Here is an 11,447-nt window from a genome sequence, read left to right on the forward strand (position 1 = left end):
CTTAGAAGGTAATAATTATAGTTTCGTTTATTCATTTTCTTCCAAGTACATTTTCCTAACTTTTTTAAACAAATTCGAAGAATAAACAAAATCGGTTACCGATTCGTTATCCGTTTTAAAAATGGTTTTATTTGAACCTTCCCAAGCTTTCAGGCCATTTTTTAAAAAAATAATTTTCTCACCAATTTCCATCACAGAATTCATGTCGTGGGAATTAATTACCGTTGTGATTTGATATTCATCGGTAATTTCCTGGATTAAATTATCAATAACAATTGCTGTTTTAGGGTCCAAACCAGAATTTGGCTCATCACAAAATAAGTATTTTGGATTATTTACAATGGCACGTGCAATGGCTACACGTTTTTGCATTCCCCCAGAAGCTTCACTAGGCTTTTTTTTATGGGCATCAGGTAAATTCACGCGTTTCAACACAAAATTAGCCCGATCCTCCATTTCACTTTTGGTCATTTTCGTAAACATCCGTAATGGGAACATCACATTTTCAGCAATGGTCATGGAATCAAATAGTGCGCTTCCTTGAAACACCATACCAATCTTGGCTCGTAAATCGCGTTTTTCACTTTCTGTTAACTTAGAGTAAATTTTTCCATCATAAGAAATAGAACCCGATTCGTAATTAAATAACCCTAATAAGCATTTTAAGAATACTGTTTTTCCTGAACCACTTTGTCCAATAATCAGGTTGGTCTTCCCTTTTTCAAAGGAAGTTGTAATGCCTTTTAAAATATGGGCATCCCCGAACGATTTATGTAAATTTTCAACTTCTATCATTATCCAAGCAACATACCAGTTATTATATAGTTCAACAAAATAATCACAACGCTCGTCCAAACAAAAGCAGTAGTACTTGCTTTACCTACTTCTAAGGCACCACCTCTCATGTAATAACCGTAAAACGAAGGTATGGTAGCTAAAACGAATGCGAAGACAAATGTTTTTATAAACGCATAAATTACATGAAATGTATCAAAATCAGTTTGAATGCCTAAAATATAATCAGTTAGGGTTGCGTAGCCACCAAAAACACAAGCAGCCATACCACCAAGAATGCCTAAAAACATACCCGTTGCAATAGCAAAAGGGTACAGTAATAATGCCACTGTTTTAGGGAAAATTAGATAATTTAATGAATTTATTCCCATAACCTCTAGAGCATCTATTTGTTCGGTAACTCGCATTGTCCCAATACTGGAAGTAATATAGGAGCCTACTTTACCCGCCATTATAATAGACGTAAATGTAGGGGCGAACTCTAAAATCACAGACTGTCGAGTAGCAAAACCCACTAGATATCTTGGGATTAAAGGGCTATCTATATTCAATGCGGTTTGAATAGTAATAACACCACCAACAAAAAACGAGATAAAAGCAATAATGCCTAATGAGCCTATAATGAGATCATCAATATCCTTTAAGATTAATTGTTTCATAACGGACCACTTCGTCGGTTTCCGAAACATTTCAACTATCATTAAAAAATAAGCTCCAATATTATGAAGGTACTTCATATATAATTTTCTTCTTGCTAAAGTAAAAAAAACTTAGAGGTATTTAACCTTAATTTTAAATAATGATAGTTAATATATGTATTTTTGAATACTATTAAATGTTAATAAAATGAAGTACGTAATCATCCTATTATTTGTCGTAAACTTTAGTTTTCATGGCATTGCCCAAAATGAAAAACCAAAATTGGTAGTGGGTATTGTGGTGGACCAAATGCGTTATGACTATCTAACACGTTTCTATGATAAATATGGCGAAGGTGGTTTTAAACGTATGATGAATGAAGGTTTTAATTGCAAGAACAACCATTTTAACTATGTTCCAACGTATACTGGTCCCGGACATACGTCAGTTTATACAGGAACAACCCCAAAATATCATGGTGTAATAGGTAATAATTGGTACGATAAAGAAACAAAGAAAATGGTGTATTGCGCGGGTGATGACGGTGTTTCAGGAGTTGGAACAGCATCAGACGTTGAGCGTATGTCTCCTCATAGAATGAAAACAACAACCTTCGCAGATGAAAATAGACTGTTTACTCAAATGAGAGGAAAAACTATTGGGATTTCAATAAAAGACAGAGGAGCTGTTTTACCAGCAGGACATACAGGGAATGCGGCTTATTGGTTTAGGGGAATGGATGAAGGTAATTTTGTAACGAGTACCTATTATATGGCGGAGTTGCCTAAGTGGGTGCAAGATTTTAATGCTTCTAAAATAGTAGAATCATATTTAAAAGATTGGAATACACTTTACGATATTTCAACCTACGTAGAAAGCGGACCAGACTTGAACAACTTTGAAGGGGGCTTTAAAGGAAAAGAGACAGCTACCTTTCCATACAATTTAAAAAAACTAGCCAAAAAGAATGGTGGGTTTAATATTTTAAAAGTAACCCCTTTTGGGAATAGCATTGTTGCAGACTTTGCTATAGCAGCAATAAAGGCTGAAGCACTGGGAAAAGATGAAGTAACAGATGTGCTGGCGGTTAGCTTTTCCAGTACCGATTATATTGGTCATAATTTTGGCGTGAATTCTAAAGAAATTGAAGATACTTACATAAGGTTAGATAAAGATTTAGAACGACTGTTTAAAACGTTAGATGCCGAAGTTGGTGTTGGTGAGTACACCGTATTTTTAACAGCAGACCATGGCGCTATTGAAGTGCCTTCGTATTTACAATCGGCTAAAATACCAGCAGGATATATAAATCGCTCAGAACGAAAGGAGCAGTTCAACAAATTTTTAATGGATACCTATGGTACGCTTGAAATTGTAGAAAATATAAGTAACAATCAAATATTTTTGAATAGGGATATCGTAAAAGCACTCGATTTAGATTTAGATGACGTTCAAGAAGATATGGCGAACGAACAACTTAACTATAAAAATGTATATAAAACATATACAGCTACAACAATGAGTAGTGTATACTTTGATGATGGTATTGAAAATCTGTTACAAAAAGGCTTTAATCAAAAGCGATCGGGAGATGTGATAATACTGGACGACCCCGCATTTATAGCTTACGGAAAAACAGGTTCAACACATGGCAGCGGTTTAAATTATGATACGCATGTTCCGCTATTGTTTTTTGGAAAAGGAATAAAACAAGGCTATACGTTTAAAAAAACTGAGATTACTGATATTGCACCAACTATTTCGGCACTTTTAGGCATTAGCTTTCCCAATTTTGCGATTGGGCAACCTCTAGATTTTGTTATGGATTAATGAAAAGACGTTCTTGGTTTTCTGTTTTAGCAGTTGCGATAGTACTCTCTGTTTATGCATATGATTATTTTCTAGCAGCGGAAGAAAAAGCTGAATTGGTTTCAGAAGGTAAAAAGACCAAAAACAATACAAACGAATATTTTTTGCCTTCAAGTACAACGCATCAAGTGGTGCACCATAATGGTTATTCATTATCTTATAGCGAGGCCCATGAACAAGCAGAATGGGTAGCTTATGAATTGAAATCCTCTCATATTTCAAATACAAATCACAAACGCCCCTATTTTGAAATAGACAAAGCGGTTAAAACAGGAGCAGCTAGTTGGAGAAATTATAAAAATTCAGGTTATGATAGAGGGCATTTATGTCCTGCAGCAGACAGAAGATATTCTAAAGAGGCGCATGACGAAACGTTTTTAACTAGTAATATTACACCACAAGAGCACGAGTTTAATTCGGGTGTTTGGAATAGGCTAGAACAAAAAGTGCGTTATTGGGCACGTAAGTATAATGGTGTTTTTGTAGTAACTGCAGGTGTTTTAAAAGGTGAAATGGAAACAATTGGAAGTGAACAGGTATCAGTGCCTAATCAATTTTATAAGGTTTTGATTGATAATAATTCAGGCGACACTAAAATGATAGCATTTTTAGTGCCCCATAAAGATTCTGATAAACCTTTGTATGAATTTGTTGTTCCTGTGGATGAGGTTGAAGCATTAACAGGTATTGATTTTTTTCCAGAACTTGAAGATGCGATTGAAGATAGGTTAGAAGCTTCTAGTAGTTATAAAGGGTGGGTTTTTGACTAATGTTTTTTGTAATTCACCACAAACAATTATTTTGAATGCATATGCTTGGTATCTAATTTCAAAAAACAAAACTAAGCCCTTCAGGTTTCAAAAGCCTAAAGATGTTCTAAAAATTTTATATGACATTTGGAATTTTTAATTTGATTTTTGGAATTTATTCATAATCCCTTTCCAACGCAGTTGTCTTATAAATTTACCTTCATCTTCTGAAACTAAAAACTCTAGTTTTTCCTTTTTAGCTTTAAAATAACCGGCGATATAATCTTTGAATAAAGTAAAACTCCCTTTTTTATAAGCCAACTTTGTGGCTGAAATTAGCGTGATAATAAACCCATAGCGCATTTTGTACATAGCTTCACCTTGCATGTGTTTTGAAGCCTTGTTATAACTAATACCAGTAGGCTTTAAATGTTTTACATGAAGCGTTTCATCGGTTAAAATTTCCCAGCCATAATATTTAGCCAATAATTCGTCAACGGTGTCCCAACCCATAGACCGTTTTAATTTTCCTATTTGGTGAAAACAGTCTTTTCTATAAGCTTTTAAGGCACCGCGAATATGATCTTTTCTTGTGAGGTTTTCTAAAACCCAGCTACCATTTTTTTCAATATAACAGAAACCTGAGGCCATTCCTAGTTTTGGATCTGCATTGAATAGCTTAGCAAGTTCTTCAAGGTAATTTTCTGGAAAAATCAAGTCTGCATCAAATTTGCAAATCACATCAAAGTTATCGTCAAGGGTCTCGTAACCTTTATAAAAAGCATTGATGATTTTAGATCCAGGTAAATGCGCATTCGAGGATGTTACATTAACTAGTGAAATAAAATCATGCTTTTCGGTGTAACCACCAACAACCGATTCAGTTTCGTCAGTAGAATTGTCATTTACAACTATAACTTGTTTAGGCTGTAATGTTTGGTGCACTAAGGAATGCAATGTTAAACCTATTGTGTGTGACTCATTATGCGCAGGTATGACGATGTAGAAATTCAAGCCTAAACTTTTTCAGCATAAACAATGTAATATCTAGGTGTAAACCATCTTAAAATAGGGCGAATGCCTATTTTTTTAGTAGGATTAGTCCATTTTTGTCGGTCAATAATTTTCCAACCAGTCTTTTCAAGTAGCCAATCGAATTGCCAATCTTCAAACTCATGATAATGTCTATCTAGCATATCGGTTTTACTTCTATAGGCCGACGAAAACCATAATTTTAAAGGTACGCTAGCCACCAATTTATCAGCTTTAATGGCATTTAAAACTGTAAAAGGCGAAAGAAGATGTTCAAATATTTCAAAAGCGGTAACCACATCTGCGTTTGATAATGTTATGTTTGACGTGTTTATATCTAAATCTTCACCTTTTGTGTTTTCTACACTATAACCATGTTGTTGCATGATTTCAGAAAACGGATTTATAACGCCTAAATCTAAAATTTTTTCAGAAGGAGAAACGTGTTTTTGTAAAAATTCAATAGTATGTTTAAAACGCTTGTTAGGAAATGTGTTTTCGTACATTGTTATTGTTTGTAAACAATAGCATTAATATTCATTCCTGCGCCTACACTGGCAAAAATAATTACATCACCAGTATTTATTTCTTGTCGTACCATGCCTCCGTTCAATATTAAATCATATAACGTTGGTACAGTGGCTACACTAGAGTTTCCTAGTTTTCCGATGCTCATTGGCATAATACCTTCTGGCATGTCCATCTCATGTAATTGATAAAAACGCTTTACTATAGCTTCATCCATTTTCTCATTAGCCTGATGAATCAATATTTTTTTAACATCAGTAATATTATATCCACTTTTATCCAAACAAGATTTCATGGCGAGGGGAACATTGGTAAGTGCGAATTCATAAATTTTCCTACCATACATTTTTATATAACGTCTGTTGTCTTTTATTTCAGGATTATTTGTTTCACCAAAAAATATAAAATGGGCTTCATCTAAAGCGTAAGTCGCCGTTTCATGTGAGATAATGCCACCTTCATCTTCGGTAGCTTCAATAACTACAGCCCCGGCACCGTCGCTGTAGATCATAGAGTCTCTGTCGTATGGATCTATAACTCTAGACAATGTTTCAGCTCCAATAATCAAACATTTTTTTGCAATTCCAGAGGAAATAAAGGCGTTAGCTTGAATAACCCCTTCAACCCATCCTGGACAGCCAAAAAGTAAATCATAAGCCACACATTTTGGACTTTTAATACGCAGTAAATGCTTTACCCGAGAGGCAACACTTGGTACAGTATCACTTTGTTGACTATCATGCCTAACGTCTCCATAATTATGGGCAACAATGATATAATCTAAATCTTCACGATTGATGTTTGCATTTTCAATAGCTTTTTCAGCAGCAAAAGATGCAATATCCGAAGTGTTTAAATGGCTTTTGGCATAACGACGTTCGTCTATACCCGTAATCGCTTTAAATTTCTTAACAATTACTTCGCTAGGCGCTTTAATGGAAGAACCATCAGCATTTAAAAATTCGTGATTGTGGAAATCTTCATTCTTTTCAATATTAGAAGGAATATAGCTTCCTGTCCCAGTAATTTTAACATTCATAAATCCGAAACGTACTTTTAATTAATTCTTAAGAGCAATATAAAATGATTTGTAAAAGCAACAACGAATTTCTGAACAAAATTACGATGTTCAAACTATATTTTACGCCTCAGCATAATCCTCAATCGGTGCACAGGTACAGATTAAATTTCGGTCGCCATAGGCATCGTCTACACGTCTAACCGTTGGCCAGAATTTATTAGAACGTATATATTCCAAAGGAAATGCAGCTTTTTCTCTTGAATAAGGAAAATACCATTCATCTGAAGTTATCATCTCCAAAGTATGCGGTGCATTTTTTAGAACATTATTAGGTTCATCTGCAGAAACAGTATCAATTTCATATTTGATGGAAATCATAGCATCACAAAAACGATCAATTTCTTCTTTGCTTTCGCTTTCTGTAGGCTCAATCATCATGGTTCCTGCAACAGGGAATGAAACTGTAGGCGCATGAAAACCATAATCCATTAAACGTTTGGCAATGTCTGTAACCTCAATGCCATGTTCTTTGAATGGTCTGCAATCAATAATCATTTCATGCGCAGCTCTACCTTTTTCACCAGAGTATAAGGTATTATAATGCCCTTCTAATCTATGTTTTATATAATTTGCATTTAGGATGGCAACTTTGGTAGATTCAGTTAACCCTTGTGCTCCTAACATTTTTATGTAACCGTACGAGATCAAACATGCCAGAGCAGAACCAAAAGGTGCCGCGGAAATTGCGGTAATGGCATCTTTCCCGCCAGTTTCAATAACTGGATTTCCAGGTAAAAATGGCGCCAATTGTTTTGCAACACAAATAGGTCCAACACCAGGGCCACCACCACCGTGAGGAATGGCAAAAGTTTTATGAAGGTTGAGGTGACAAACGTCTGCGCCTATATTTCCAGGGTTTGTTAATCCCACTTGGGCATTCATGTTGGCACCATCCATATACACTTGTCCGCCATTATCGTGGACAATTTGAGTAATCTCTCTAATGGCAGATTCATAAACGCCATGAGTTGATGGATATGTTACCATTAAAGCAGCAAGATTATCTTTGTGCAATTCTGCTTTTTCCCGTAAATCATCAACATCTATATTGCCTTCTTCTGTAGATTTGGTAACTACCACTTTCATACCGGCCATAACAGCACTGGCAGGATTTGTACCGTGCGCAGAGGAAGGAATTAAGCAAATATTTCTATGATGATCCCCACGTGATTCATGGTATGCTTTTATCACCATAAGTCCAGCAAATTCACCTTGAGCTCCAGAATTTGGTTGCAAGGATGTGGCTGCAAAACCTGTAATTTCGGTCAATTGGTCTTCTAAGGCTTTTAAAACTTCTAAATATCCTTTAGCTTGTTTCAACGGTACAAAAGGATGAATATTTGCCCATTTAAAAATGCTTAACGGCAACATCTCAGAAGCGGCATTAAGTTTCATGGTGCAAGAGCCCAATGAAATCATCGAATGATTTAATGCCAAATCCTTACGTTCTAAAGATTTGATATAGCGCATTAATTCGGTTTCAGAATGGTATTTATTAAAGACTTCCAAGGTTAGGAATTCTGAAGTTCTCGCCACTGTGTTATCAATATTATTTGCAGAAGAAACTTCAGAAATTTCAATAGTGTCTTTTTCTGCTGCTTCAGCGAAAATTGATATTAAGTAATTGATGTCCCTAATAGATGTAGTTTCGTTAATTGAAATTGTTACCGTGTCTTTATTAGGATACCATAGATTAACTTTCTTTTCAGAAGCAATCTTTTTTATTTTTTTTGCTCTGGTTTTGATTTGAAGTGTGTCAAAAAACGATGTATTCATCTGTTCGTAGCCCAACGATTTTAAAACTTCAGCAAGTTTTGATGCTTTGTTATGAACATTGTTGGCAATAAATTCTAATCCTTTCGGACCATGATATACAACGTACATACTTGCCATAACCGCAAGTAAAACCTGTGCGGTACAAATGTTTGAAGTAGCTTTATCGCGTTTAATGTGTTGCTCACGCGTTTGTAATGCCATACGTAAGGCGCGTTTGCCATCTGTGTCTTTGGTAACACCAATAATACGACCTGGAATATCACGTTTATACGCTTCTTTAGTAGCAAAATATGCAGCATGAGGCCCACCATAGCCCATTGGAATACCGAAACGTTGGGTAGTTCCAACAACAACGTCTGCGCCAAATTTCCCCGGAGCTTCCAGTTTTACTAAACTTAAGATATCTGCAGCAACAGCTACTTTAATCTCTGCTGCGTTAGCTTTTTCAATAAAGGTTTTAATATCAGTAATTTGTCCATCTTTACCTGGATATTGTAAAATGGCCCCGAAAAATTCTGAAGAAAATTCAAAATCAGTTTCTTTTCCAACAACCAGTTCAATCCCAATAGGCGTTGAACGTGTTTGAAGAAGCGATAAGGTTTGAGGCAAAATTGCATCAGATACAAAAAACTTATTGACACCAGCTTTCTTCTGGGAACGACTTCTAACAGCAAATAATAAACTCATGGCTTCTGCGGCCGCTGTACTTTCATCTAAAAGAGACGCATTAGCTAGCTCCATTCCGGTTAAATCGGTTACCATGGTTTGGAAGTTTAAAAGCGCTTCTAATCTGCCTTGGGCAATTTCCGCTTGGTAAGGTGTGTAGGCTGTGTACCATCCTGGATTTTCCAAAATATTTCTTTGAATAACCGCAGGCATCACAGTTGGATGATAGCCTAAACCAATGTATGTCTTGCGAGCCTTGTTCTTTTTTGATAGTTCATGAATATGCAATAAATACTCATATTCGGTCATAGGCTCTTCTAAATTTAAGCCCTCTTTCAGACGTATGTCATCAGGAATCGTTTCATTTATTAACTCATTTAAAGTATTTAAACCTATGGCTTCTAACATTAGTTTTTGGTCATCTTCACGCGGACCAATATGTCTCAGAGCAAAAGCATTTGTATTCATTCAAAGCAAAATTTATTATATAATTTGCAAAATTAGTGAATATCTGAAAGGTTTTATTGCAGAAAATCGAAAGTTTTTAACCATCCGATGCATTTATTAACACATTATGTATTTTTACAAAGTGAAGGTCTTTAAACAAATTTTTAATTTTTACATAAATGCTAGTATTCATGTAGCATTAGCAGTATATGCACTTACATATGTTACCTTGTTGGAGTTTGGTATTCCATATGATGAACCTGTGCTTTATTTTGTGTTTTACGCTACAATTACTGGATATAATTTTGTGAAATTTTTTGGGCTAGCTAAGTTTTATCACCGAAGTTTAGCGGGATGGTTAAAAGCTATACAGGTATTTTCGTTGTTATGCTTTGTTTTGATGTGCTATTACGTGGTGCAACTGCCTTCTAAAATATTAATTTATGTTGCTTTTTTTGGTATCATCACTTTTTTTTATGCTATACCGTTTCTGCCAAAACGGATATTTATTGATAAGCACCATAACTTAAGAAGTATTAGCGGTTTAAAAGTGTATGTAATTGCTTTGGTATGGACGGGTGTAACAGTGTTTTTGCCAGTGCTGAGTAATGATTTACCGATTAATACTGATATTATTATAACCGGAATTCAACGTTTCCTTTATGTCATTATTCTAATGTTACCTTTTGAAATTCGAGATTTAAAATTTGATAATTTAAGACTTTCTACAATACCTCAAAGCATAGGAGTAAGAGCCACAAAAATTATGGGTATAGTATTAGCGATTACCATTTTTTTAATGGAATTTTTTAAAGACGATTTATCTAAAAAATACATTTTGCCACTGGCACTCACCTTAACTCTAACGGTAATTCTGGTACTGTACTCAAAAGTAAATCAAGGTAAATACTACAGTGCGTTCTGGGTAGAGGGTTTGCCAATAACGTGGCTACTGGCTGTGTTATTTTTTAGTTAGAAACTTCGTTTAGAACTTTCTCAAATTCTTTCTTCATTTTAGTTTTTGTCGAAACGTCTAAACACTCAACATCAGCTTTTTTAATAGTTTTGGTAAGCTTGCTGTTGTTTGCAGTATATTTTCTGCAAGCCCTACAGTAAATTAAATGGATGTTTAGCTTAATTTTTTCCCATAGCGTTGCATCATTATATTGTGTTTTATCACATGTATGGTTTGCTTCATCACAGGGCATTAAAATTTTAAACTTACTCATAATTAAAACCAATTTGTCTTAAGGCAATCTGCCATAGCAGTTCTTGCTCTATGGATAATTACCCAAAGGTTAGACGCTGTAATATTTAATTCATTACAAATCACCTCGGTTTCATAGTTTAAAATAGTTTTCATTTTAAACACATCAGCTTGTTTTTGTGGTAACTTGCCCAAACAGTCGTGTATGGCATCTCCTAACTCGCTGTTCTGTAAAGTGTCTTCAGCAGTTTTGTCAAAAGGATCTGCAACACGTTCCTCTAACCAATCGCCTTCACTTTCGTCATCAGTATAATTAATTCTTACTTCAGCTTTTCCTTTATTCGAATTAATTTTGCGGTAATGGTCGATAATTTTGCGCTTTAAAATAGAAATCAACCACGTGCGCTCACTGGCTTCACCCTTAAAGTTTTTCATAGACTTTAACCCAGCCAAAAACGTTTCCTGTACCAAATCTTGTGCAATCTCTCTATCACTAACACGCGTAATAGTGTAGTTAAAAAGGTAGTCGGAATAAAGGTCAATCCACTTATTAGGATCAATTTTATGGTCTGGCATTCGTGTAGCTCTTTTTTTGAAACCCAAAAATACACTAAAAAAAATGAATATTAAACACTCTTTGTAAAATGATTAATTAGAT

11 protein-coding genes are annotated in these 11,447 nt (G+C 35.1%); 3 read left to right on the forward strand and 8 right to left on the reverse strand.

Annotation, left to right across the window (positions count from 1 at the left end):
* Positions 1-27: 27 nt before the first annotated feature.
* Positions 28-795, reverse strand: a complete 768-nt coding sequence (locus BMY39_RS10195) for an ABC transporter ATP-binding protein (RefSeq protein ID WP_092579294.1) — start codon at positions 793-795, stop codon at positions 28-30.
* On the reverse strand, positions 795-1,532 hold the full coding sequence (locus tag BMY39_RS10200) for an MlaE family ABC transporter permease (RefSeq protein WP_092579296.1): 738 nt from the start codon (positions 1,530-1,532) through the stop codon (positions 795-797). Before BMY39_RS10200 ends, BMY39_RS10195 begins: the two co-directional genes overlap by 1 nt.
* Positions 1,533-1,641: 109 nt before the next feature.
* Between BMY39_RS10200 and pafA the strand changes: the two genes are divergently transcribed.
* Both pafA and BMY39_RS10210 read left to right on the forward strand, forming a co-directional pair.
* Positions 1,642-3,264 (forward strand): alkaline phosphatase PafA, encoded by a 1,623-nt coding sequence (gene pafA, locus BMY39_RS10205; RefSeq protein WP_092579298.1) that lies wholly within the window; start codon positions 1,642-1,644, stop codon positions 3,262-3,264.
* Complete coding sequence (locus tag BMY39_RS10210) at positions 3,264-4,073, forward strand: DNA/RNA non-specific endonuclease (RefSeq protein WP_092579300.1); 810 nt, start codon at positions 3,264-3,266, stop codon at positions 4,071-4,073. Before pafA ends, BMY39_RS10210 begins: the two co-directional genes overlap by 1 nt.
* A 135-nt stretch (positions 4,074-4,208) precedes the next feature.
* Here BMY39_RS10210 and BMY39_RS10215 read toward each other — a convergent pair whose 3' ends face one another.
* The 4 genes from BMY39_RS10215 to gcvP form a co-directional block, all read right to left on the reverse strand.
* Complete coding sequence (locus BMY39_RS10215) at positions 4,209-5,066, reverse strand: glycosyltransferase family 2 protein (protein ID WP_092579302.1); 858 nt, start codon at positions 5,064-5,066, stop codon at positions 4,209-4,211.
* A gap of 2 nt (positions 5,067-5,068) precedes the next feature.
* Positions 5,069-5,590: a class I SAM-dependent methyltransferase gene (locus BMY39_RS10220; RefSeq protein WP_092579304.1), complete on the reverse strand. Its 522-nt coding sequence runs from the start codon at positions 5,588-5,590 to the stop codon at positions 5,069-5,071.
* 2 nt (positions 5,591-5,592) lie between these two features.
* Entirely contained in the window at positions 5,593-6,651 is a 1,059-nt protein-coding gene (locus tag BMY39_RS10225; protein WP_092579306.1) for a 3-oxoacyl-ACP synthase III family protein, read from the reverse strand.
* A gap of 102 nt (positions 6,652-6,753) precedes the next feature.
* Positions 6,754-9,603 (reverse strand): aminomethyl-transferring glycine dehydrogenase, encoded by a 2,850-nt coding sequence (gene gcvP / locus BMY39_RS10230; RefSeq protein WP_092579308.1) that lies wholly within the window; start codon positions 9,601-9,603, stop codon positions 6,754-6,756.
* A 106-nt stretch (positions 9,604-9,709) separates the two neighbouring features.
* Between gcvP and BMY39_RS10235 the strand changes: the two genes are divergently transcribed.
* Positions 9,710-10,558: a UbiA prenyltransferase family protein gene (locus tag BMY39_RS10235; RefSeq protein WP_245738253.1), complete on the forward strand. Its 849-nt coding sequence runs from the start codon at positions 9,710-9,712 to the stop codon at positions 10,556-10,558.
* Here BMY39_RS10235 and BMY39_RS10240 read toward each other — a convergent pair.
* Positions 10,551-10,811, reverse strand: a complete 261-nt coding sequence (locus BMY39_RS10240) for a hypothetical protein (RefSeq protein WP_092579310.1) — start codon at positions 10,809-10,811, stop codon at positions 10,551-10,553. The genes BMY39_RS10235 and BMY39_RS10240 overlap by 8 nt on opposite strands.
* A 2-nt stretch (positions 10,812-10,813) precedes the next feature.
* Positions 10,814-11,365, reverse strand: a complete 552-nt coding sequence (locus BMY39_RS10245) for a sigma-70 family RNA polymerase sigma factor (protein ID WP_092579312.1) — start codon at positions 11,363-11,365, stop codon at positions 10,814-10,816.
* Between the last annotated feature and the right edge of the window lie 82 nt (positions 11,366-11,447).

The organism is Hyunsoonleella jejuensis (assembly GCF_900111025.1).
Taxonomy (GTDB): domain Bacteria; phylum Bacteroidota; class Bacteroidia; order Flavobacteriales; family Flavobacteriaceae; genus Jejuia; species Jejuia jejuensis.

Excerpts from the sequence above, each read along its gene's own strand:
- pafA (WP_092579298.1), top strand. The coding sequence starts at position 1,642 with ATGAAGTACGTAATCATCCTATTATTTGTCGTAAACTTTAGTTTTCAT.
- BMY39_RS10200 (WP_092579296.1), bottom strand. The coding sequence starts at position 1,532 with ATGAAGTACCTTCATAATATTGGAGCTTATTTTTTAATGATAGTTGAA.
- gcvP (WP_092579308.1), bottom strand. The coding sequence starts at position 9,603 with ATGAATACAAATGCTTTTGCTCTGAGACATATTGGTCCGCGTGAAGAT.
- BMY39_RS10245 (WP_092579312.1), bottom strand. The coding sequence starts at position 11,365 with ATGCCAGACCATAAAATTGATCCTAATAAGTGGATTGACCTTTATTCC.
- BMY39_RS10220 (WP_092579304.1), bottom strand. The coding sequence starts at position 5,590 with ATGTACGAAAACACATTTCCTAACAAGCGTTTTAAACATACTATTGAA.
- BMY39_RS10225 (WP_092579306.1), bottom strand. The coding sequence starts at position 6,651 with ATGAATGTTAAAATTACTGGGACAGGAAGCTATATTCCTTCTAATATT.
- BMY39_RS10195 (WP_092579294.1), bottom strand. The coding sequence starts at position 795 with ATGATAGAAGTTGAAAATTTACATAAATCGTTCGGGGATGCCCATATT.
- BMY39_RS10240 (WP_092579310.1), bottom strand. The coding sequence starts at position 10,811 with ATGAGTAAGTTTAAAATTTTAATGCCCTGTGATGAAGCAAACCATACA.
- BMY39_RS10210 (WP_092579300.1), top strand. The coding sequence starts at position 3,264 with ATGAAAAGACGTTCTTGGTTTTCTGTTTTAGCAGTTGCGATAGTACTC.
- BMY39_RS10235 (WP_245738253.1), top strand. The coding sequence starts at position 9,710 with ATGTATTTTTACAAAGTGAAGGTCTTTAAACAAATTTTTAATTTTTAC.